The sequence below is a fragment of the Micromonospora sp. H33 genome (assembly GCF_052068455.1).
GTDB lineage: Bacteria > Actinomycetota > Actinomycetes > Mycobacteriales > Micromonosporaceae > Micromonospora.
In genome coordinates, this window is the sequence record NZ_JBQHDE010000005.1 from 168,709 (window position 1) to 189,991 (window position 21,283).

The following is a 21,283-nucleotide window of genomic DNA, read 5'->3' on the forward strand; positions in this document are numbered from 1 at the left end:
CCCGGTCCGCGGCGGCCGGAACGTGCTTACGGATCGCTTACCGGGGGACAGATTCTTACCGATCGGTGACGGGACGGCGCTTCGCCTGCGCCCCGGCGTCGACGCCCGTACCGTCCGGTCGTCATGACGTCCACTCCGACGCGGGCCGCCGCCCGCACCGCGACGCCCGCACGCCGGGGCCGGGCCGACCTGGTGGTGCTCGCCGTCGAGGTGGGGTTGGTGGCCGCCGCCGTGGTGGTCGGCGCGGTCCTCAACGACCGGGGTTCCGGCCTGTACGCGGACGCCGCCCCGCTCTACGCCACCTGGCGCCCCCACGTCGGCTGGGGTACGCCCGGGACGGTGCTGGTCGCGGTGGTGGTGCTCGGCTGGGGCGTGGCGTGGGCGCGGACCGCCCCCTGGGCCCGGCTGCTCGCCGCCGCCTACCTGGCGGCCGTGACGTGGACGCTGTCACTGGCCCTGGTGGACGGCTGGTCGGCCGGGCTCGCCCAGCGGCTGACCCCGCAGGCGGAGTACCTGTACGAGGTCCCCGCGGTCACCGACGTGCCGGCCATGCTGGCCGGCTTCAGCGGGCGGATCCTCGACTTCCAGCCGGATTCCTGGTCGACGCACACGGCCGGACACCCGCCCGGGGCGCTGCTGGTCTTCGTGTGGCTGGACCGGATCGGGCTCGGCGGCGGCACGGCGGCCGGCCTGGCCTGCGTCCTGGCCGGCGCCACGGTCGCGGTGTCGGTGCCGGTGACGTTGCGGGCGCTCGGGGCCGCCGACGCCGCCCGGGCCGTGGTGCCGTTCCTGGTGCTGCTGCCGGGTGCGGTGTGGGTGGGGGCGTCGGCGGACGGCGTGTTCACCGGCGTGGTCGCCGCCGGCCTGGCGCTGCTCGCGGTCGGGGGCCGGTGGGTCGCCGCCGCCGGCGGGCTGGTGCTGGGCTTCGCGCTGCACCTGTCGTACGGGTTCGTGCTGGTCGGGCTGCTCGCGGTGGCCGTGCTGGCGCTGCGGCCCCGGGGCGGGTGGGGGGCGCTGGGCGCCGCCCTCGCCGGGGTCGCCGCCGTCGTGGCGGCGTTCAGCGTCGCCGGGTTCTGGTGGTGGGACGGCTACCGCCTGGTGGTCGAGCGCTACTACCAGGGTTGGGCGGCCGAGCGCCCGTACGCCTACTGGGTGTGGGCGAACCTGGCGGCGCTGCTGCTGTCCGCCGGACCGGTGGTCGGGCCGGCGCTGCGGCGGGCCCTGCTGGCCGCGGCCGTGCCGGTACGTGGCGCGTTCGCGCCGCTCGCCGCCGCGCCCGCCAGCGGCACCGTGGTCACCGGACCTGCTGGGCCGGCCCGCGCGGGGTCCGCCGCGCGGTGGTGGTCGGCGACGGCGGGCGCCATGCGCGGTGCGGGGCCGACCCTCGTGCTGCCGGTGGCCGCGGCACTGGCCGTGCTGGCGGCGGACCTGTCCGGCCTGAGCAAGGCCGAGGTGGAGCGGATCTGGCTGCCGTTCGCGGTGTGGCTGCTGGTCGCCGCCGCGCACCTGCCGCCGCGCACCCACCGGTGGTGGCTCGCCGGGCAGGCCGGCATCGCCCTCGCGGTCAACCACCTCCTGTGGACGGTCAGCTGACGATCGCCGGGTGCGGCATCCGGCGGTGTCCGTCGGCCGACGAACCGCAGGATGCGGCAACCCGCGCGGCGCCCGGACGGTCAGGCCGGCAGTGCGGACGGCTCCGCCGACACGACGGGCGCGGACGGGGCCGCCGGGGACGGGCCGCCGGCGGGCAGGGCCGCCGGTTCCCGCAGCGGGTCGCCGGCGAACGCGGCCACACCCTCCGCGAAGCCGACCCGCGCGGTGTACCCGAGCAGGTCGGCGGCCCTTCGGGGGTCGGCGACGACGTGGCGTACGTCGGCGGCGCGGGCACCGCCGACGACGAGGGGCGCGGGCCCGCCCATCGCCTCGGCGAGGGTGGTGGCGAGTTCGCCGACGGTGTGCGGCTCGCCGGAGCAGACGTTGACCGGCACGAGGCCCTCCGGCGCCGGGGCGGCCAGCGCCCGGAGGTTGGCCCGGGCCACGTCGGTGACGTGCACGAAGTCGCGGCGCTGGCGGCCGTCCTCCAGCACCCGGGGCGGCCGTCCGGCGGCCAGGGCGGAGCGGAAGATCGAGGCCACGCCCGCGTACGGGGTGTCGCGGGGCATCCGGGGCCCGTAGACGTTGTGGTACCGCAGGGCCCACACGCCACCGCCGGTCTGCCGGGCCCAGGCGGCGGCCAGGTGCTCCTGCGCCAGCTTGCTGGCCGCGTACGTGCTGCGGGGCTCCAGCGGCGCGTCCTCCGGCACGAGGGCCGGGGTGAGCGGGCGGTGGCAGGCGGGGCAGCTCGGGTCGTACCGGCCGGCGGCCAGGTCGGCGGGGCGGCGCGGGGCGGGGCGGACGGCGCCGTGGGCGGCGCACCGGTACGCCCCCTCCCCGTAGATGACCATGGAGCTGGCCAGCACGAGTCGGGTCACCCCGGCCCGGTGCATGGCGGCCAGCAGCACCGCCGTGCCGTAGTCGTTGTGGCTGGCGTACGCCGGGGCGTCGGACGGGTCGAGGCCGTGGCCGACCATGGCGGCCTGGTGGCAGACCGTGTCCACGCCACGCAGCAGCCGGTCCAGCAGCGCCGCGTCCCGGACGTCGCCGACGACCGGCCGGTGCTCCCGTGACCAGTCGGGCAGCTCACCGCCGTGCGCCTGCGGGAGCAGCGCGTCCAGGCCGACCACCTCGTGCCCCTCGGCGACCGCCAGGTCGACGACGTGGGACCCGACGAAGCCGGCCGAGCCGGTGACGAGTATCCGCATTCCGGTCACGGTAGGCCGGCCGGGCGGGGCGTCCGGGCGGTTCGGCCGGACCGTCACGAGTTCGTAAGAGGACGTGGGACCCGCGCCGTGGCGGTAAGCGGCTCGTAATGCCGTAACCGGGACGTGGTCGCCGGCGCCCGGTCTAGCGTCGCGGATGGGACCGGCGACAGTGAGGAGCGACCATGGCCGGGCGAGGCGACGGCGGGCCGGCCGGCGGGAGCGCGAGGCCCGAGGCGGACGGCTTTCCCGCGCCGCTGTGGCGGGCGCTCGCCCGGCATCGCCCGCCGGGCGCCGGGGCCACCGCGCGGGGCTGGCGCAGCCCGGTGCGCGGGCCGTGGCTGACCTCCGTGTACGGCGCGGTGCTGCTCGCCACGCTCCCCCTGGTCTTCCTCACCGGACTCCTCGACTACCTGGCCTACGGGCCGCAGTTCGGCCAGGCCTTCCCGAGCGACGTGGGATGGCTGCGGCTGCCGCCGGTCGACTGGCCGACCCGCCCGTCCTGGCTGTTCCGGGTCACCCAGGGGCTGCACGTGACGCTGGGGATCATGCTGGTGCCGGTGGTGCTGGCGAAGCTGTGGTCGGTGATCCCGAAGCTGTTCGACTGGCCGCCGGCCCGCTCGGTGGCGCAGGTCCTCGAACGGCTCGCGCTGCTCCTGCTGGTCGGCGGCATCCTCTTCGAGATCGCCACCGGCCTGCTCAACATCCAGTACGCGTACCTGTTCGGGTTCGACTTCTACACCGCGCACTACTTCGGGGCGTGGGTCTTCACGGGCGCCCTGGTGGCGCACGTGTCGCTGAAGCTGCCCCGGATGCTCACCGCGCTGCGGTCCCGGCCGCCGGCCACCGAGGCGCGGACGGACACGACGGCGACCCGGCCGGAGCCGCCCGACCCGGACGGCCTGGTGGCGTCGCGGCCCGGGCCGGCGACGGTCAGCCGGCGAGGCGCGGTGGCCCTGGTCGGCGGGAGTGCGCTCCTGCTCGGGGCGCTGACCGTCGGGCAGAGTCTGGACGGCCCGCTGCGGCGTACCGCGCTGCTGCTGCCCCGAGGGCAGGACCCGGAGAGCGGCCCGAACGGCTTCCCGGTCAACCGCAGCGCCGCGGCGGCCGGGATCTCCGCCGGGGACACCGGCGCCGGTTGGCGGCTGACCCTCCGGGGTGGCGGTCGGGAGGTCGCCCTGGACCGGACGGCCCTGCTCGCCATGGCGCAGCACACCGCGCGGCTGCCGATCGCCTGCGTGGAGGGCTGGTCCACGCGGCAGACCTGGACCGGCGTCCGGCTGCGGGACCTCGCCGCCCTGGTCGGAGTGGCCGACCCGGCCTCGGCGCACGTGCGGTCCCTGGAGCGGGCCGGCCTGTTCAACCAGGCCACCCTCCAGGCCAACCAGGTCCTCGACGGGGATTCGCTGCTGGCGTTGCGGGTCAACGGCGCCGACCTGTCCGCCGACCACGGGTACCCGGCCCGGATCGTCGTGCCGGCCCTGCCCGGGGTGCACTGCACGAAGTGGGTCGCCGCCATTGACTTCTGGACCGATGGCTGAGCGGGCCGCGCGGCTGCGGGCGGCGTACGGGGTCGGGCCACGGCACCTGCTGGCGCTGCTGGCCTGCTTCGCGCTCACCGGCTGGGTGGCGCTGCGGCTGGCCGGCGAGGCGGACGCCGTCCGGATGCTGCTCTGGTTCCTCGGCGCGGTGGTGGTGCACGACCTGGTCCTCTTCCCGGTCTACGCCACGGTGGACCGGGTGCTGCGGCGGGCCGTCCACCGGCCGGCGCCGCTCAACCACGTCCGCGTCCCGGCCCTCGCCTCCGCGCTGCTGTTCCTGGTGTACCTGCCCGGGATCCTCGGCCTCGGCGGCACCACCTACCGGTCGGCGACCGGCCGGGAGCCGACCCCGCTGCTGGGCCGCTGGCTGGCGCTCAGTGCGCTGTTCTTCCTGGCCAGCGCTGTCGCGTACGCCGTGCGGCGGTGGCGCCGCCGAGGGTAGGCGGCTCAGCCGGGACGCTCACGTCAGCGGGCGGGGGCCGGTGCTGCGGACATGCCGGCGGATACCGGGCGCGTCCGGACGGAACACCCGGAGCATCTCGGGAGTGGATTGAACGACCCGGGCCCGGCAGCCGTACGTCCGGGTGGAGGAGATGCCATGAAGCGGATGACCCCGATGCTCACTTTGGCGACCGGGACCGTGCTCGCGGCCGTGCTGTTCACGATGAGTGCCCAGGCGGCACCACCGGCCCCGGCGGCGGACCCCGGGCAGGCGAACGCGGCCGCGCCACCGGGCGCCGGTCCCGGGGCGGCCCCCGACGCCTCCGGCGCGGCCGAGGCGCCCGCCGACCAGCCCGCCACTCCGGGCGCCCAACCGGCTGCCATGTCGCCGCCGCCGTCCGCGCCCGCCGCGTCGCCCGCGCCGGAGACCGCTGCGGTGGACGGCACCTGGACCGGCCGCCTCGACAGCGGCGCCACGATCGCCCTGACGGTCAAGCAGGGCCGGGCGGTCGCGTACGTCTGCGACGGCCGCAGCCTGGAGATCTGGCTGCGGGGCACGGTGACCGGCAACGACCTGGACCTGAGCGGCAAGGACGGCGCGCGGCTGACCGGCACGGTCGAGGGCGACCGGGTCAGCGGTGAGGTACGCGTCGGCGACAAGCGGTGGGATTTCACCGCCACCGCCACCGGCGGCACGTCCCCGGCGCTGTACCGGGCCACGGCGCAGGTCCGCGACGCCGGCGTCGACGGCGGTTGGATCCTGCTCGCCGACGGCACCCAGGTCGGTGTGGTGACGTGGAACGGGAAGCCGATCTCGGCGCCGCCGCTCGACCCGGCCTTCGGCACCACGATCGTCAACGGCGTCACGATCACCGCCGTACCGGTCCTGCCCGACGCCGGGACGGGTCGGTGATGGCGGACCACCGCCGGGGCGGCACGCACGCCCTTCCCGACCTCGACGCGCCGACCGTCCAGGTGCTGCCGGATCCGTTCGCGGACCCGCCCGCCCCCGCGCCGCGCGCCTCGGTCGTCGGGCCGCTGCTGGTGGGCGCGGCGGTCGCGGTGGCGCTCGGCGTCTACGGCCGTACGCACACCCCGACCGGGATCGCGGTCAACGTGGCCGGCTTTTCCGGGCCGCAGACGGTGAAGGTGTGGCTCGGGACCGGGGCGGCGTTCTTCGCCGTGGTGCAGCTGCTGTCGGCGCTGGCGATGTGGGGCCGGCTCGGCCGCGTACCGGCGTCCTGGGCCGGCGGCGCGCACCGCTGGTCCGGACGCATCGCCTTCCTGCTGGCCGTGCCGGTCGCCGTGCACTGCCTCTACGCGCTCGGCTTCGCCGACCACGACCTGCGGACGCTCGCCCACTCGGTGTTCGGTTGCTTCTTCTTCGGCGCGTTCACCACCAAGATGCTCGCGCTGCCCCGCCGGGGGCTCGCCGGCTGGGTCCTGCCGGTCGTCGGTGGTGCGGTCTTCACCGTGCTGATGCTGGTCTGGCTGACCTCGTCGGTCTGGTACTTCACGACGTTCGGGTTCCAGCGGTGACGCGGACCCCTCCCGGAGAGGACAGGCCCATGAGCGAGGACGCGGGTACGGCGTCACGCCGGGCGGTGCTGGCGGGGACCGGGACGGCCGGCGTCGCCGTGCTGGCCGGCTGCCAGACGTACGGCGTGGCCTCCGCCCCGGCACCGGCGGCTCCGGTGCCGTCGGCGGCGACCGGGACGGCCGGACCGCCCGCGGCGGCCGGGGACGGTGCCGCACCGGAGGCGGACGCCGCTCCGGCGTTGGCGCGCCTCGCCGACATCCCGGTCGGGGGTGGACGGATCTTCGCCGAGCAGGGGGTGGTGCTGACCCAGCCCACGGCCGGCACCGTCAAGGCCTTCTCCGCGAAGTGCACGCACGCGGGCTGCACGGTCACGTCGGTGGCCGACGGCACGATCGTGTGCGCCTGCCACAACAGCCGGTTCGACATCGCCGACGGTTCGGTCCGGGGCGGCCCCGCCGGCCAGCCACTGCCGCCCGCCGCGGTGACGGTGGAGGGCGACGCGGTCCGCCTGGCCTGAGGTCTCCCCACTCCCCCACACCCCCGCGATCTTGCACTTTCGGCCCTTGTTCTGTCCCGGTGTGCCCGTTTCGCCGGGGCGGAAAGTGCAAGATCGGCGGGTTGGGGTCGGGGTCAGGCCGGGTCGGCGCGGCCGAAGCGCCAGTAGCCCATGAAGGCCACGGCCCGCCGGTCCAGCCCGCGCTCGCTCACCAGGTGGCGGCGCAGCGTACGGATGACGCCGGCCTCACCGGCCAGCCACGCGTAGACGGGCACGGGGGCGGCCGGCACGGGGACCTCCCAGAGGATCTCCGCGTCGACGTCCACGTCGACGACCGACTCCCCGCCCGCTGCACCGGCGAGCAGGTCGGCCGCGGCGGCCGACACCGCCGGCACGAGCCGCGCCCCGTGCGCGTCGCCGCAGCGGGCGAGCCAGCTCACCGTGACGCCCGGCGGTGCGCTCACCGGCAGCACGTCGTCGGCCTCCGGCACCTCCAGCAGCACCCGGCCCCGGGCGGTCGCCGGCAGCCGCTCCAGGATGGCGCTGATCGCCGGCACCGCCGTCTCGTCGCCGGCCAGCAGCAGGTGCCCGGCGGCGGGCGGCCGGAACTCGACGCCACCGTGGTCGCCGTCGAAGCCCGCGTCGGGACCGAGGATGGCGATCCCGTCGCCGGGTCGTACGCGGCGCGCCCACCGGGTCGCCGGGCCGCCGTCGCCGTGCAGGACGAGGTCGACGTCCACCTCGGACAGCTCCGGCCGGACCGCGCGGACGGTGTAGGTGCGGATCGGGTTGCGCTCGTGCTCGGGCAGCGCCCGCCACCGCGCGTACCAGTCGGGGCCCTCCGGCAGCCGCGCGCCGCGCTCGCCGGGCAGCGGGAGCGCCAGCTTGATCCGCTGGTCGTAGCCGTTGTCGGCGAACCGGTCGAGGTCCGGGCCGGTAAAGGTGACCCGCACGAACGACGGGCTGAGCCGGCGTGCCGCGCGGACCTCGACGGTGAACAGCCGCCACGGCGCGACGGGCAGGGTCTGGGTCATGGTGCCTCTCCGGGACGGGCGCTACCGCGCGGGGGTGGCGACGCTCGGCCGCACTGCACTCGACATGTGGTTAGGTTAGCCTTACCTGATCTTCTGTCAAGACGCGGGGCCCCCTCGGGTCCGAACGTCCCGGTCCGGCCGACCACTCCGCCACCTCTGCGCGCCGAGGAGCGGGGCAGGGGTTCTACCCGTACGCCGGCGGCGGTAGCGTGTCGCCACATCGTTGCCCGTGGGGCGGTCCCTCCCCGGCGTGGCGCTCGCGATCGTACGGAGGATGCAGCATGTCCCACGGCGACGAGCCGTTCGCGGTCCGCGACGACAACACGTCGCGGCCGACCTTCGACCTCGCCCTTCGGGGTTACGACAAACGGCAGGTGGACCGGTACCTCGACCAGCTCGACGGTGAGCTGGCGCGGACGGTGGCCGACCGCGACGAGGCGCACTCCCGGCTGGACGCACTGTCCGCGCACCTCACGCAGTTGGAGGCGGAGGTCGCCGACCTGCGCGAGCGGCCGGCACGGGTCGACCGGGCCGCGTTCCGCGACCTGGGCCCGATGGTCGAGCAGATCCTGGCGTTGGCCGAGCGGCAGGCCGAGGTGATCGGTGAGGCCGCCGGAGCCCGGGCGGCCGAGATGGAGGCCGAGGCGGAGAAGGCGCTCACCAACGCGCGGGAGCACGCGGCGCGGACCCTGCGCGAGTTCGAGGAGGACCTGGCCACCCGCCGCGCCACGCAGGAGAAGGTGGACGAGGAGCGGCGCGCCGCCGCCCAGGCCGAGCTGGCGGAGATCCGGGCCGCGGCCGAGCAGCTGCGGGAGGCCGGCGAGGCCGCCCACGAGCGGGCCCGGCAGGAGGCGGCCCGCATCGAGGAGCAGAGCGCCCAGAAGGTCGAGCAGGCCCGGGCCGAGGCCGAGGCGTTCCTGACCTCCGCCCGGACCCAGATCCAGCAGGAGGTGCAGGCCGCGCGCAGCCGGACGCAGGAGGAGCTGGCGCGCTGGCAGGCCACCGTGGAGCGGGAGCTGAACGACCGACGCACCGCCACCGAGCAGGAGCTGACCGAGCAGCACGCCGCCGCCGAGCGGGAGCTGACCGCCCAGCGCAGCGCCGCCGAGCAGGAGATCGCCACACTCATCGCCGAGGCGCAGCAGTACGCCGCCAAGGTGCGCCAGCGCGCCGACGAGCAGGCCGCCGCCCACCAGCAGCAGCTCACCACGGTGCAGCAGGGCATCCGGGACCGCCGCGAGACGCTCACCCGGCTCCAGTCCGACTTGGAGACCACCCAGCAGCAGCTCGAGCAGGTCCGCCAGGAGGGGGACACCACCGAGCGGGAGCTGGTCACGGTGCGGCAGCGCCTCGGTGAGGCCCGGCGGGAGCTGGCCGACCAGCTGCACCGGCTGGAGGAGGCCCGACGCGCCGCGGACTCCGCCGAGAAGCACGCCAAGGAGGTGCGGGCGCGGGTCAAGCGGGAGGCGAAGCGGGTGGCCGACCTGGCCGCCGCGGCGGTGATGGCGGCCGCCGCCGGAGGCGGCGAGACGGCCGAGTATCCACAGGTGGTCGTTCGCACCGGTACCGACGCCGCGCCGGCCGGGGAACCGGAGCCGGACGTGCCGGCCGAGGCCAGCGGGCGACCGGAGGCCCCCGGACCACACCATCCGGGTGTCCACCCGGCGGCGAACGAACGGCCGGAGCAGCCCGGCGACGAGCCGGCCGGCGACGAGCGACCGTCCGACGAGGAGCCGGAGGCGTTGGCGGCGGATCCGGGCGGCGCGAAGGAGACGGTGGCGGCCGGCGGCTGAGACAGCCGGGCCGCGACAACCTGACGCCCCCGAACGGCCGCGCCGGCTTCCGGCTCGGCCGTTCGGCTCATCCGGTACGGCGATTGGCGGAGCGGGGTACGTCGAGTCGCGCCGGTCGCTTCGGCCGAACGGTCACGCGGCGGTCCTTTTCCGCCGATGCCGGTCGGCTGGCGAGAATCGCCACCGTCCGACGTGGAGTTCCGCCTTCCCCGGTACCGGCCCGGGAATTCCCCAGCGTTCCCGGCGGCCCCGAGCGGGGGTGACCGCAGCGGGTGGCACGGGCATTTCCCGCCGGCGCGGATCAGCCACGAAAAGCGATCCGCCATTCACACTCGGCGGCCGTCGGCCGCGCCCGCCCGCCCCCGGCGTCCCCCGAGTTGATCTTCTCTGAGATTGCGCCACTGGTGCAGGATCGAACACGCTCCGCTATGGAACTTGCGCATCCGAGTGACGACGCGTGCCGGCGTGGTGGGTCAGTGCCATCCGCCGCAGCGCGGTCAACGCCACGTCCAGCAGCACGAGCCGCGCGGTCAGGCGCATGCACGCCTCCGCGTCCGGTGGGTCGGCCGGCAGGTCCGCGGCCTCGTACGCGCCCAGCTCGCGCGCGGCCTCGGCGTACGCGTCGAACACCTCGACACCGTCCGACCAGCCCAGCCGGCGCAGCATGGCCAGCACCTGGGCGAGCGTCCGCCGCTCCGCCGCGTCGTCGCCCACCTGCCAGCCCAGCCGGTCGACGTACCCGTCGACCTCGCGGCACAGGTCGTCCTCGCCGTCCACCGCCGGCATCGCCGCCACCGTGGCGTTGATCACCGTACACAGTCCACGTAGTGGACGGCCCCGCGAGTCGATCGCCGCCAGCACCTCGCGCACGTCCGAGATCCCGAGCCGCCCCGGGCCGGTGAGGACCTGGATGAACCGCAGGCGGGCGAGGTGCTCCTCGGCGTACTCCGCCTGGTTGCGACCGGTGCGCACGCCGGGCTGGAGTAGCCCCTCACGCAGGTAGAACTTGATTGTCGGGACGGACAGACCGCTCTGCTTGCTGAGCTCCGAAATGCGCATCAAATTCCATTACACTCGCCGCCGACCTCGCACGCCATAGTGTCCCACAGCGGCCGACCGGCAGCGGGAGCGCCGATCGGAGGGCAACTCTACATCCACACATGTCGGCTCGGAGGTACATCATGGACACCAGTGATTACTACTGTCGACCGCCCCGCCCGGGCACCCCTGGGATTCTCATTCTTGCCGGTTACGAAGCGTCACCGACGGTCGGCCGACACACGGTAGGGCGTTGCCGCACACAATCGTGTCGGCTAATATCCATTCCGTTCTGACCTGCCTGTCCATGTTCCTGGGGAGTTTATTGAACGGACGCCGACAGCCATTGAATGATTGACTGAACGTCCTGATCCGCAACCAGGCCGGTCACTCCAGAAACCGCTGGAGAAGGAGCGCGCCCCGACGTAGAGCGATTCGCCCGACCGGCGACCGGAAATGTCGGCACCGCGCGTTCGACGGTACTGGGCAACCATTTTCGACAAAACCTGGGGGAGACGAAGTTGTCGCATACTGTCGAGAAAGTTGCCGAGCGTGTCATCGAGTTGATGCACAATGATCTGAGCAGGCAACTCACCATTGATGAGATGGCACGCACCGCCATGTTCAGCAAATTCCACTTTTCCCGCATCTTCCAGAAGGCGACCGGGGTGACCCCGGCGCGATTCCTGTCGGCGCTGCGACTGCAGCGCGCGAAGCAGTTGCTGGTCTCCACGTCCATGACGGTCGCGGACATCAGCATCCAGGTCGGCTACACCAGCGTGGGGACCTTCAGCTCACGGTTCAGCCGCAGTGTCGGCCTCTCCCCCACCACCTACCGGCGGCTGGGAGGCTTCACGCCACAGGTACCCGTCATGGACCACGCCCTGCCGGAGTCGGCCACCGGGTCGGTGAGCGGCGCCATCCGGGCCTCGTCGTCCCACGAGCCCGCCCTCATCTTCGCGGGGCTGTTCCCGGACCGGATCCCCGAGGGGCGTCCGGTCCGCTGCGCGATCATGCGGGAGCCCGGCCACCTGCACCTCGACCGGGTGCCCGAGGGCGAGTGGTACCTGCTCGCCCACTCGGTCGCCGGCAACGACCCGGAGGGCTCGCTGGCCGAGCCGTACCCGGCCTGTGTCGGCAGCGTGGGGCCGTTGACGGTGCGACGTGGCACCGTCACGCGGTCCCGCGACCTCCAGCTCTCGCCGACCCGCTCGGTCGACCCGCCGGTGCTGCTGGCCCTGCTCGACGTCCGCCGCGCGGCGGTGCACGAACAGAGCCGCCGGGAACTGGCCGCAGCGGCCGCCTGAGCGTCCGCGCGACCCGCCTGCCCAATTGGGACGCCGGCGGGGTCCACAGGGGATCCCGTCGGCGTCTCGCCGCGTCCCGGGGCGCACGGCGGCGACGACGACGTCGCCCGGCGGGGCGGGCGGCACGCACGACGGTGGGCGGGTGCTTCCGCACCCGCCCACCGGTCGCGCGGACTCAGGCCGCGGGCTGGACCGTCATCGACAGGCCGCCCCGCACCCGCAGCGACAGCATCGGCTCGGCGACCACCCGCTGCCCCGCAGGGGCCACGAGGTCGAACTCCCGCGACACCATCGCCACCACGAACACCGCCTCCATCAGGCCCAGGTGGTTCCCGACGCAGAACCGCGGCCCGGCGCCGAACGGCACGTAGGCGTACCGGGGCCGGTCCGCCGTCGCCTCGGGGTCGAACCGCGTCGGGTCGAACCGCTCCGGCTCCGGCCAGAACGCCGGGTGCCGGTGCAGCGTGTACGGGCAGATCAGCACGTCCGCCCCGGCCGGAACCCGATACCCGTCCACGACGTCCGCGCCGCGCGCCCGGCGGGACAGCATCCACACCGGCGGGTAGAGCCGCATGGCTTCGCTGACCACCATCTTCGTGTACGTGAGCCGAGCCAGGTCGGCGTACTCCGGCAGCCGGTCGCCGAGGACCTCGACCGCCTCCTCGCGCAGCCGCCGCCGTACCCACGGGTGCCGGTCGACCAGGTGGAAGGTCCACCCGAGCGTGCTCGCGGTGGTCTCGTGCCCGGCCAGCAGCAGCGTCACCAGCTCGTCGCGCATCCGCTGGCGGGCGACCCGGGGATCCGGTTCGTCGCGGGTGGAGGCGATCAGCCGGGACAACGCATCGTCGGCGCCCACCACGTCGCCGCGGGCGGTCCGGTCGGCGACCAGCCGGCCGACGATCCGCTCGAGTTCCCGGCGGGCCCGCCGGAACCGCAGCTGCTGGGGCAGCGGCACCCACATCGGCACCACGCTCATCGAGGCCATCTCGAACATGGCCTGGTTCTGCATCTCCTCGAACGCCGCCCCGACGGACGTGAACGCGTCGAGGTCGGCGTCGAGCAGCGTCCGGCCGAGGACGCCGAGGGTGAGCGCGGTGAACTCGTCGGTCAGGTTCACCGGGCCCGCGCCCCGGCGGGCCCGCAGCCGGGCGAGGAGGCGGTCGGCCTCCTCCGCCACCGCGTGGGCCTGGCCGGCGATGCGCTTGGCCTGGAACACCGGCTGGATCACCCGCCGCTGCTTGCGCCACAGCTCGCCCTCGCTGGTCAGCAGGCCGTCGCCGAGCGCCCGCCGGGCGTGCACCAGCCCGATCCCCTTGGTGTAGTTCTGGCTGTTGTCGGCCAGGACGTGCTTGGCGTGGTCGGGGTGGTTGAAGAAGTACAGCGACCGGGGTCCGGCCCCGAGCCGCACGGCGTCGCCGTAACGGGCGGCGGAGCTCATCAGGCCCAGCCGGTCCCGGCCGAGCTGCCACAGCGACCGGAGCAGGGCGGGGCCGGTCGGTCCGGGATAGCGCCGGCCGGCCGCCACCAGCGTCACGTCGCCACCCCGCTCGCTTCGGCCACCACGCGGCGGAAGCGGCCCCGGAGGAACAGCACGGGATCCTCGTCACCGCGCCGCTCGGCCGACAGCAGCCGCCCGGTGAAGATGCTGTGGTCGCCGCCGTCGTACACCTGCCAGACGGCGCACTCGAACCGGGCCAGCGCACCGTCGATCAGCGGTGCCCCGGTCACCCGGCCCGGCGTCCAGTCCACCGCCTCAAACTGGGCGGCGCCCAGCGGGCGCCGGCGGTCGGCGAAGTGCCGGGCCACCTTCTCCTGGTCGTCGGCGAGCACGGAGACCCCGAAGACCCCGGCGGCGAGGAGCCGGTCGTGCATGACGGCGCGGCGGTCCACGCAGACCAGCACCAGCGGTGGGTCGAGGGAGACCGACGTGAACGAGTTGGCCGTCATGCCGTGCGGCAGCGGGCCGCCGACGGACACCACCGTCACCCCGGTCGCGAAGGTCCCGAACGCCCCCCGCAGACCGTCCGGGTCGGTGGCCGCGACGGACGTCAGATGGTCGATGCTCATCAGGTCCTCCTGGTTCCGGCCAGTTGCCCCCCGGTCGGGGCGCGGTACGGGCGCAGGGCCCGCACCAGCGCCTCCGGCACGCGGGCCGGCTGGGTCCGGGTGTTCGGTCCCCGCATGCAGGCCACCCGCTGCCGGCCCCGGGCGACGAGCGTGCTGCCGCCGCCCGGGTCGAGTCGGACGTAGTCGAAGCTGAACTCGAGCTGCGTCTGGGCGAGGTCGACCAGCCGCATCCGGATGGACAGCTCGTCGAAGGCGGTGATCTCGGCGAAGAACTCGCAGTCGACCTTCAGGGTGAACAGCTTCAGGTCGTCACGGACCTCGGCGAGCACCTCCGGGGCGCGCTCGAAGAGGAACATCTCCCGGCAACGGCCCTGCCAGCGCAGGTAGTTGACGTAGTAGACGTTGCCGACCAGGTTCGTCTCCTCGAACCCGACGGTGTGCCGGTACTCGTAGTAGTCCGCCATCGCGTCAGCCGTCCTTCCCGGTCAGCACGGCGAAGACCACCGCCGCGGCCTGGTCGCGCAGGGTGGCCGGCGCGGTGGCGATCCGCAGGTCCCCGGAGGCGAGCAGCACCCGCCCGTCCCCGGCGGAGAGCAGGGCCAGCGGCGAGCGCTGCGGCAGCCCGGCCTTCTGGAGGCACTCGGTCGCCGTCCAGACCCGGGTCGCCGCGACCGCGAGGTCCTCGCCGGTCTCGGCGGCGATCAGATCGGCCAGGCCGCGGTTGAGGCCGAGCAGCCCGTCCCACTCGGGCACCGGGCGGGCCGCCACCGGCTCCACGTCGCAGCCCAGCGGACCGGGACCGACCACACAGAACGTGAGGCCGGCGCCGTGCGCGGCGGACAGCTGCCGGTCGCCGTCGAACTCCGGACGCCCGTCAGGCCGGTACCGCAGGTCGACCGCGCGGCCGACGGCCCGGCCGGCGGCACGGGCGGTGCGGCCCCGGCCGGCGGCGCCGGCACCGCCGTCGCCGGGCGCGTCGGGCTCCACCGCGACCGCGATCGGCGCGCCGAGCAGGTCGCCGAACTCCCGTTCGAGGTACGGGCCGAGCAGCGGCGCCACCCAGCGCACGTCGCTGCGCTTGCGGACGGCCTGCAACCGCAGCCCGTCCCAGCGCTCCAGGACCCGCCCGTCGGCGTCCCGGACGGCGATGTCGTAGACGTACGTGTCCCCGTCGCGGCTGCGTTCGCGGGCGCAGTAACGCACCTCCCCCGCGGCCGCCAGGGCCGGCCCGCCGGGGTGGACCCGCTCGATGCCGGCGGGCAGCAGTGTGGCGTGCGGGACGCACACCTGGTTGCCGTGCATCAGCGCGTCCCGCATGCCGGGGTCACCGAGGATCAGCTCCGCCGGCAGGAAGCCGGCGAACCAGTCCGTGTCGGGGCGCACCGCGAGGTCCGCGTCGACGTCCCGGGCGGCGGCGCGGTGGTAGCGGCGCAGCCGCTGGAACCGTTCGCCCTGGAACAGGACGTCGCCGTACAGGTCACGGTCCGGCACCAGCGGAACGTCCGGCAGCCCGGGCCCGACCTGCTCGGGCGGGCCGGCCGGCGCCGGGTCGTCGGCGAAGCGCAGGCGGGCGCGGAAGTGGTCGGCGGCGAAGCCCGTCTCCGCGCTGCGGATGCTCACCTGCACCGTGTCGTCGTCGGTCACGACCGCGGCCACCCGGACGGTGGTGCTGCCGTCGGGCGGCACCACGATCGGCCGGACGAACTCCGCCCCCTCGATCACCGGGACCGACCGGCGGCCGGTCAGCGCGGTCGCGACCTGGGCCATCGCCTCCATGCCGAACACCGCCGGGAAGAGCAGGTTGCCGTCGAGGAGGTGGTCGGGAAGGTAACGGTCGGTGTCCGGGCTGAGCGTGGTCTCGGAGACCAGCTCGACGCCGGGGTAGTGGACCAGCAGCCGGTCGACGAAGCGCAGCAGCGGCAGGTCGGGCACGTGGTGCCGGACCGTGTCGATGCCCTGCGTACGGCCGCTGACGACCACGACCGGCGGGGCGTCCGCGTCGACCAGCAGCCGGCGCATGATCTCCACGCCCTGGTCGAGCGTGATCGGCGTGACGCCGTCGCGTTCGAGGGCCTCGACCACGGACAGCCGCTCCCCCATGCCGGCCCCGGACCAGACCGACCACTCCAGACAGAGGGTGCGGCACGCCGGGTGGCGGCGGCCGAACTCGGTGGTGAGGTCCGCGAGCCAGTCGTTGGCCATCGCGTAGTGCGCCTCGCCGCGCAGGCCGCTGCGGCCGATGATGCTGCCGAAGGTGATGAGCGCCCTCAGCCGGTCCGCGTCGACCGCGTCCAGCACCGCGCGCAGGCCGTCGATCTTCGGCGCGAACGTCCGCCGGACGGCATCCCGGTCGAGGTTGGTCAGCGCGGCCGGTTCGTTGCGGCCGGCACCGTGCAGCACGCCGGTGACCGGGCCGAGCGCGGCGGTCACCTCGGCCACCGCCGCCCGGACCTGCCCGGCGTCGGTGACGTCGGCGCGGGCGTAGTGGACAGTGAGGCCCTGCTCGGTCATCCGCCGCAGGTTCGCGGCCAGCTCCTCGTCGGCGGCCGGGTCGGAGCGGCCCAGCAGGGCGAGCCGCGCCCCGGTGTCGCGGGCGACGACGATCGCGCACTCCGCGGTGATGCCCTTGCCGCCGCCGGTGACCAGCAGCACGTCGTCGGCGCCCAGCGGCGGTACGGGCCGCGCCGCCCGTACCGGCATGGCCCGCAGGCTCGGCACGAGCCGGCGTCCCTGCTGGTCGTGGTGGACCTCGGCGAACTCCTCGGTGGCGGCGACCTCGGCCAGCACCCGCTCGGCCGCCGCTCCCGCCGGTGGCGTGTGCACGACGGTCACCCGGACGTTCGGGGCCTCCAACCGGAGCGTCTTGGCCAGGCCGGCCGCGCCGCGCCCGCGCTGGACGACGACGAAGCGGTCGCCGAGCTGGCCGCTCAGGACGGCCCGGGCGCCCTGGAGGGCCAGGTCCAGGTGCTCCTCCCGGCAGTCGGCGGGCAGGCAGACCAGCACGCCGGAGCCGAGCTGGCCACGTTCGAGGCCGCGCCGCAGCTCCTCGGCCAACGGGTCGCCGTCCGGCGCGTACACCCGCCAGTGGCCGTTCTCCTCGGCCGGGCCGCGCGCCGGCAACGGCACCGGGTCCAGGTCCAGCCGGAACGACCGGGACCACGGCGCGGCGCCGGCCACCGCCGGTCCCCGCTCGGCGTCGGCCGGGCGGGCCGTCCGGTGCAGCTCGTCGAACGCCTCCGCCAGCTCACGCAGGGTGGCGGTGGCGAAGTTGGTCGGCGTCTCGGCGGCGCCGATGCCGAGCTGCTGGGCGGCCTGGTTGACCACCTGGCCGACGGTGATCGAGCTGAGGTGCAGGTCGTCGAGGAGCCGGCTGTCGTCGCGCACCATCTCCAACGGCAGCTCCGCCCGCTCGGCGGCCAGCCGCCGCAGCAGCTCCAGGCCGGACTCACCACCACCCTCGGTCGGGGTGGCCGGCTCGGCCGTGGCGGGCGCCGCGGCCGGGACGACGCGGACGTCGACGGCGGGAGCCGCCTCGCAGGGGCTGGCGAAGAAGCTGAACTGCTGCCCGAGCTGCACCGGCCGGATGAGCCGGCCGTGGAACAGGCCCGGGTGGACGTCGGCGGCGCCGGTGACGTACGCGGCCGCCACCACCCGCAGCAGGCCGGTCAGGGACTCGTCGTCGGTGTCCAGCGCCACAGCCGGCACGTCGGTCACCCCGGCGGCCAGGCCGCTGAGCACGCGGCCGGGGCCGACCTCGACGAACAGGTCGATGTCCTTCGCGGCGAGGGCGACGGCCTGGGCGAAGAGCACCGGGTCGGTGATCTGCCGGTGCAGCAGCGCCGGGATGTCGGTGTCCGGGCCGAGCACCTCGCCGGTAACGGTGGAGACCACCGGCTCGCGTACCGGTCCGAAGTGCTCCTCGGCCAGCCGCTCGCCGAAGGCCGCGGCGGCGGGCGCCACCAGCGGTGAGTGGAACGCGTGCGACACGGACAGCCGGGTGGCGTTGATGCCGGCGTCCTTCGCGGCCCGGCTCACCGCCTCGATGGCGTCGACCGGCCCCGCGACCACCGTCTGCTGCGGGCCGTTGTAGCCAGCGACGACCACCGGCTGCCCAGCCAGCAGGCCCGCCACCGCGTCCGGCGCGGCGGCCAGGCTGGCCATGGTGCCGGAGGCGCTGTGCTCGGCCATGGTGCGGCCGCGTACGCCGGCGACCCGCAGCAGCGTGTCACCGTCCATCGCGCCCGCCCAGTGCAGGGCGGACAGCTCGCCGAGGCTGTGCCCGACGGCCACGCGCGCCTCGATCCCGAGGTCGGAGAGGACCCGCAGGCCGGCCATGGACCCGGTGACGATGCGGGGCTGGGCGACCGCGGTGGCCACCATGTCGCCGCTGGTCGGCAGCGCGGCCCGCTCGTACACGTCCTCGGCCCGGCCGAACCGGCGGCGCAGGGCGCCGCCGCTGGTGCCGCGGCCGGAGCCCTGGCCGGGGAAGAGGAAGCCGATGCGGCCCTCCTCGACCACGTGGCCGCAGAAGGCCCGCCCGTCGGCGGTGAGCAGGCGGGTCTCGCCGGCGTCCAAGGCGTCCCGGACGCGCAGCAGCTGGCGCTCCGCGTCCTCCGGCGAGGAGACCACGACCGCCGCCCGGTACGGCCGGTCCTGCAGCTCTCGGTGCAGGGTGGCGGCCAGGTCGCCGAGCTGGGCGTACGCGACCTGGGGGACGAAGTCCAGCAGTTGCTGCACCCGGTCGCGCAGCAGCCGGGCCGAGTCCGCGTCGACGGCGAGCAGCTCCGCGTCCTGCACCGAGCGGCTCAGGTTGCGGGTGCGGCTGTCCATCCTGGTGCGCCGCTTCGGCTCCCGCTTGTCCAGCACCACGTGGGTGTTGATGCCGCCGAAGCCCATCGCGGTGATGCCGGCGCGTACCGGGGTGTCCTCGGGCCACGGCTCGGCCCGGTGCAGCACCCGCAGCGCCGCGTCGTCGGCGGTGAGCAGCTCGTGCGGGTCGACGCAGCCGATCGCCGGCGGGATCATCTCGTGGTGCACCGCCATCGCGGCCTTGATGAGGCCGGCGACACCGGCCGCCGCCTTGGTGTGCCCGATCATGCCCTTCACGGAGCTGATCGCGGCCTTCGGAACGCGCGGGTCGGCCGCCCGGCGGGCCAACGAGAGGGCCTTGAGCTCGGTGGCGTCGCCGACGGCGGTGCCGGTGCCGTGCCCCTCGAACAGGCCCACGGTGTCGATCCCGAACCCGGCCCGCTCGTACGCGCGGCGCAGCGCGAGCTGGTAGCCGCTGACCTCCGGCCGGGTGATGCCGCCCTTGCCGTCGGAGGAGATGCCCCAGCCGGCGATGGTGGCGTAGACGCGGTGGCCGGCCTCGAGGGCGTCCCGCTCGCGCATCAGCACGATCATCCCGCAGCCCTCGCCCGGCCAGAAGCCGTTGGACTGGCGGTCGTAGACGCGCATCTCGCTGCGGGCCAGCGCGCCGGTCTTGGCGAAGCCGATGATCTCGAAGGGGTCGATCGAGATGTCCACCCCGCCGGCCACCGCGACGTCGACCTCGCCGTCGAGCAGCGTCTTGCAGGCGGTGGCGACGGAGAGCAGGGAGGACGAGCAGGCGCCGTCGACGGTGTACCCGCCGCCCTTGAGGTCGAAGTGGTTGCAGATCCGGCCGGCGATGGTGTTGGACAGGCCGCCGGCCAGGGTGTCCTCGTCGATCCCGGGGAACGGCGCCTTGTAGCGGGCCTCGAAGTCGGCGAGGAACGCGGCGAGTTGGTCGTCGTCCCAGTCCTGCTCCTTGAGCGCGGCGGCGACCATCCGCTGCACGTACGGCCACCGCAGCCGCAGCTGGTTGGCGCGGGAGAACTCCCCGGTGAGGCTGTTGCCGATCACGACGCAGGTGCGTTCGCGGGGCAGTCCCTCGGCCATCGGGAAACCCGCGTCGGCCAGGGCCATGGCGGCGACGTCCAGCGCCAGCCAGTGGGTGAGGTCGGTGGACCGGTACGTGCTGCCGGCGATCTTGTAGGCGATCCGGTCGAACTCGTACCCCTCGATGACGGCGGCGGTACGGGCGTAGAAGCGGTCCGGGGTCGCCGGGTCCGGGTCCCAGTAGTCGTCCAGCCGCATCCGCACGTCCGGGAGGCGGCGGAAGGCGCGACGACCGGCGACCGCGTTCTCCCACAGCTCGCCGGGCGAGGTGGCGTCGGGGTAGCGGTTGGCCATCCCGACGATGGCGATCCTGCTCATGCCGGCACAACCTCCTTGCCGGAATCGGGGGCGGCGACCACGGGGACGGTCGACGCCCGGGTGACGGGCGGGCCCGCCTGGGCCTCGCGCCGCTCACGGGCCTGGTTGACGAAGTGCAGCGCCCAGTGGAAGCCGCCGCGGGCGAGGCAGACCAGGGCGGTGGCGAAGAAGATCCCGTACGCGATGCCCGCGCCGGTCAGGAAGCCGTAGACGACGGCGACGCCGGCACCGAAGGCGAACTGCGCGGCGGGCGGGGACGGGCTGGTCCCGGGGTCGGTGACCATGTAGTTGGTGAACAGCACGAACGCGGTGCCGGTCATCATGGCCAGCGCGCCGGGGATCGAGACGTCCAGGATGAGGCCGCGGACGACGGCCTGGACCACGAAGAAGGACGCCCAGCCCAGGATCAGCCACATCCGGCCGGTCAGCTTCCCGTTGATCATGGTGCCGCCGACGATGATGATCGCCGGCACGAACCAGTCCCAGAAGCCGGTGATGTGCTCGGTGAAGTGGTAGGGCGGGGCGATGCTGGCCCAGGGGAAGAGCAGCAGGATCACGGCGATGCCGAAGTTCGACGGGTTCATGTAGTGCCGCATCCGGCCCTTGAGGGGTGCCCGGAGGACCCACTTGGCGCCGATCGCGACGGCCACGCCGAACATCAGCACCAGGATCTGGTCGTTGACGTAGATCAGCATGTTCATCGCGAGGCTGGTGATGTGGGCCGGGTAGAGGAACTCCACCCATCCGCGCAGCCCGTTGCCGAGGTAGCGCGGGGCGCGGCCCTCCGCCCGGGCGCCCACCGTCTCGAGGACGATCTCCAGCGCGTAGCCGGTGGCGAGGGCGACGAACGGCCACAGCCAGGGCTGCTCGAAACCCAGCACGGTGTAGCCGAAGATGTTGAACACCGTGATCGAGATCGCGAAGTTGCGCAGCGCCATGATCACCTTGGGGTCGTGGCGGGGCGCGGCGGTCGGGGTCGCGGTCATGTCGC

Annotated in this window: 16 protein-coding genes; 8 read left to right on the forward strand and 8 right to left on the reverse strand. The window is 74.6% G+C overall.

Going from position 1 to position 21,283, the window contains the following annotated elements; genetic code table 11:
* Positions 1-123 precede the first annotated feature (123 nt).
* The gene (locus ACTMS0_RS14780; protein ID WP_441155739.1) at positions 124-1,593 is read left to right on the forward strand and encodes a hypothetical protein; all 1,470 of its coding nucleotides are present in this window, start codon (positions 124-126) and stop codon (positions 1,591-1,593) included.
* An 80-nt stretch (positions 1,594-1,673) separates the two neighbouring features.
* Here ACTMS0_RS14780 and ACTMS0_RS14785 read toward each other — a convergent pair whose 3' ends face one another.
* Complete coding sequence (locus ACTMS0_RS14785; protein ID WP_441155740.1) at positions 1,674-2,801, reverse strand: NAD-dependent epimerase/dehydratase family protein; 1,128 nt, start codon at positions 2,799-2,801, stop codon at positions 1,674-1,676.
* A gap of 182 nt (positions 2,802-2,983) precedes the next feature.
* Here ACTMS0_RS14785 and ACTMS0_RS14790 point away from each other — a divergent pair, with 182 nt between their 5' ends.
* The 5 genes from ACTMS0_RS14790 (at position 2,984) to ACTMS0_RS14810 (ending at position 6,837) form a co-directional block, all read left to right on the forward strand.
* Positions 2,984-4,339, forward strand: coding sequence for a molybdopterin-dependent oxidoreductase (locus tag ACTMS0_RS14790; protein WP_441155741.1), 1,356 nt, complete (start codon positions 2,984-2,986; stop codon positions 4,337-4,339).
* Positions 4,332-4,781, forward strand: coding sequence for a hypothetical protein (locus tag ACTMS0_RS14795; RefSeq protein ID WP_441155742.1), 450 nt, complete (start codon positions 4,332-4,334; stop codon positions 4,779-4,781). The genes ACTMS0_RS14790 and ACTMS0_RS14795 overlap by 8 nt, the downstream gene beginning before the upstream one ends.
* 156 nt (positions 4,782-4,937) lie before the next feature.
* Positions 4,938-5,693, forward strand: a complete 756-nt coding sequence (locus ACTMS0_RS14800) for a hypothetical protein (RefSeq protein WP_441155743.1) — start codon at positions 4,938-4,940, stop codon at positions 5,691-5,693.
* Positions 5,693-6,319 (forward strand): DUF6529 family protein, encoded by a 627-nt coding sequence (locus ACTMS0_RS14805; RefSeq protein ID WP_441155744.1) that lies wholly within the window; start codon positions 5,693-5,695, stop codon positions 6,317-6,319. The genes ACTMS0_RS14800 and ACTMS0_RS14805 overlap by 1 nt, the downstream gene beginning before the upstream one ends.
* A gap of 29 nt (positions 6,320-6,348) precedes the next feature.
* A complete protein-coding gene (locus ACTMS0_RS14810) occupies positions 6,349-6,837 on the forward strand; it encodes a Rieske (2Fe-2S) protein (protein WP_441155745.1) in 489 nt (162 codons plus the stop codon).
* Between the two features lie 113 nt (positions 6,838-6,950).
* On the opposite strand, the gene ACTMS0_RS14815 is transcribed toward ACTMS0_RS14810, so the two are convergent.
* Positions 6,951-7,850 carry a siderophore-interacting protein gene (locus tag ACTMS0_RS14815; RefSeq protein WP_441155746.1) on the reverse strand — a complete coding sequence of 300 codons (900 nt, stop codon included), beginning with the start codon at positions 7,848-7,850 and terminating at the stop codon, positions 6,951-6,953.
* 281 nt (positions 7,851-8,131) lie between these two features.
* On the opposite strand from ACTMS0_RS14815, the gene ACTMS0_RS14820 reads away from it, so the two are divergent.
* Positions 8,132-9,643, forward strand: a complete 1,512-nt coding sequence (locus ACTMS0_RS14820; protein WP_441155747.1) for a DivIVA domain-containing protein — start codon at positions 8,132-8,134, stop codon at positions 9,641-9,643.
* A 426-nt stretch (positions 9,644-10,069) separates the two neighbouring features.
* Here the strand turns inward: ACTMS0_RS14820 and ACTMS0_RS14825 are convergent, their stop codons facing one another.
* A complete protein-coding gene (locus tag ACTMS0_RS14825) occupies positions 10,070-10,702 on the reverse strand; it encodes a MerR family transcriptional regulator (protein WP_441155748.1) in 633 nt (210 codons plus the stop codon).
* A gap of 500 nt (positions 10,703-11,202) precedes the next feature.
* On the opposite strand from ACTMS0_RS14825, the gene ACTMS0_RS14830 reads away from it, so the two are divergent.
* Positions 11,203-11,988, forward strand: a complete 786-nt coding sequence (locus ACTMS0_RS14830) for a helix-turn-helix domain-containing protein (protein ID WP_441155749.1) — start codon at positions 11,203-11,205, stop codon at positions 11,986-11,988.
* Positions 11,989-12,163: 175 nt separating this feature from the next.
* On the opposite strand, the gene ACTMS0_RS14835 is transcribed toward ACTMS0_RS14830, so the two are convergent.
* From ACTMS0_RS14835 to ACTMS0_RS14855, 5 genes are read right to left on the reverse strand one after another with little or no spacing between them, the layout of a single operon-like run.
* Positions 12,164-13,522, reverse strand: coding sequence for a cytochrome P450 (locus tag ACTMS0_RS14835; protein ID WP_441155750.1), 1,359 nt, complete (start codon positions 13,520-13,522; stop codon positions 12,164-12,166).
* Positions 13,519-14,055, reverse strand: coding sequence for a flavin reductase family protein (locus ACTMS0_RS14840; protein ID WP_441155751.1), 537 nt, complete (start codon positions 14,053-14,055; stop codon positions 13,519-13,521). The genes ACTMS0_RS14835 and ACTMS0_RS14840 overlap by 4 nt, the downstream gene beginning before the upstream one ends.
* Positions 14,055-14,519: an acyl-CoA thioesterase gene (locus ACTMS0_RS14845; protein WP_441155752.1), complete on the reverse strand. Its 465-nt coding sequence runs from the start codon at positions 14,517-14,519 to the stop codon at positions 14,055-14,057. The genes ACTMS0_RS14840 and ACTMS0_RS14845 overlap by 1 nt, the downstream gene beginning before the upstream one ends.
* A 4-nt stretch (positions 14,520-14,523) precedes the next feature.
* Positions 14,524-20,292 carry an SDR family NAD(P)-dependent oxidoreductase gene (locus tag ACTMS0_RS14850; RefSeq protein WP_441155753.1) on the reverse strand — a complete coding sequence of 1,923 codons (5,769 nt, stop codon included), beginning with the start codon at positions 20,290-20,292 and terminating at the stop codon, positions 14,524-14,526.
* Positions 20,289-21,278, reverse strand: coding sequence for an enediyne biosynthesis protein (locus tag ACTMS0_RS14855; RefSeq protein WP_441155754.1), 990 nt, complete (start codon positions 21,276-21,278; stop codon positions 20,289-20,291). The genes ACTMS0_RS14850 and ACTMS0_RS14855 overlap by 4 nt, the downstream gene beginning before the upstream one ends.
* Positions 21,279-21,283 lie beyond the last annotated feature (5 nt).

Excerpts from the sequence above, each read along its gene's own strand:
- ACTMS0_RS14780 (WP_441155739.1), top strand. The coding sequence starts at position 124 with ATGACGTCCACTCCGACGCGGGCCGCCGCCCGCACCGCGACGCCCGCA.
- ACTMS0_RS14785 (WP_441155740.1), bottom strand. The coding sequence starts at position 2,801 with ATGCGGATACTCGTCACCGGCTCGGCCGGCTTCGTCGGGTCCCACGTC.
- ACTMS0_RS14790 (WP_441155741.1), top strand. The coding sequence starts at position 2,984 with ATGGCCGGGCGAGGCGACGGCGGGCCGGCCGGCGGGAGCGCGAGGCCC.
- ACTMS0_RS14795 (WP_441155742.1), top strand. The coding sequence starts at position 4,332 with ATGGCTGAGCGGGCCGCGCGGCTGCGGGCGGCGTACGGGGTCGGGCCA.
- ACTMS0_RS14800 (WP_441155743.1), top strand. The coding sequence starts at position 4,938 with ATGAAGCGGATGACCCCGATGCTCACTTTGGCGACCGGGACCGTGCTC.
- ACTMS0_RS14805 (WP_441155744.1), top strand. The coding sequence starts at position 5,693 with ATGGCGGACCACCGCCGGGGCGGCACGCACGCCCTTCCCGACCTCGAC.
- ACTMS0_RS14810 (WP_441155745.1), top strand. The coding sequence starts at position 6,349 with ATGAGCGAGGACGCGGGTACGGCGTCACGCCGGGCGGTGCTGGCGGGG.
- ACTMS0_RS14815 (WP_441155746.1), bottom strand. The coding sequence starts at position 7,850 with ATGACCCAGACCCTGCCCGTCGCGCCGTGGCGGCTGTTCACCGTCGAG.
- ACTMS0_RS14820 (WP_441155747.1), top strand. The coding sequence starts at position 8,132 with ATGTCCCACGGCGACGAGCCGTTCGCGGTCCGCGACGACAACACGTCG.
- ACTMS0_RS14825 (WP_441155748.1), bottom strand. The coding sequence starts at position 10,702 with ATGCGCATTTCGGAGCTCAGCAAGCAGAGCGGTCTGTCCGTCCCGACA.
- ACTMS0_RS14840 (WP_441155751.1), bottom strand. The coding sequence starts at position 14,055 with ATGAGCATCGACCATCTGACGTCCGTCGCGGCCACCGACCCGGACGGT.
- ACTMS0_RS14845 (WP_441155752.1), bottom strand. The coding sequence starts at position 14,519 with ATGGCGGACTACTACGAGTACCGGCACACCGTCGGGTTCGAGGAGACG.
- ACTMS0_RS14850 (WP_441155753.1), bottom strand. The coding sequence starts at position 20,292 with ATGAGCAGGATCGCCATCGTCGGGATGGCCAACCGCTACCCCGACGCC.
- ACTMS0_RS14855 (WP_441155754.1), bottom strand. The coding sequence starts at position 21,278 with ATGACCGCGACCCCGACCGCCGCGCCCCGCCACGACCCCAAGGTGATC.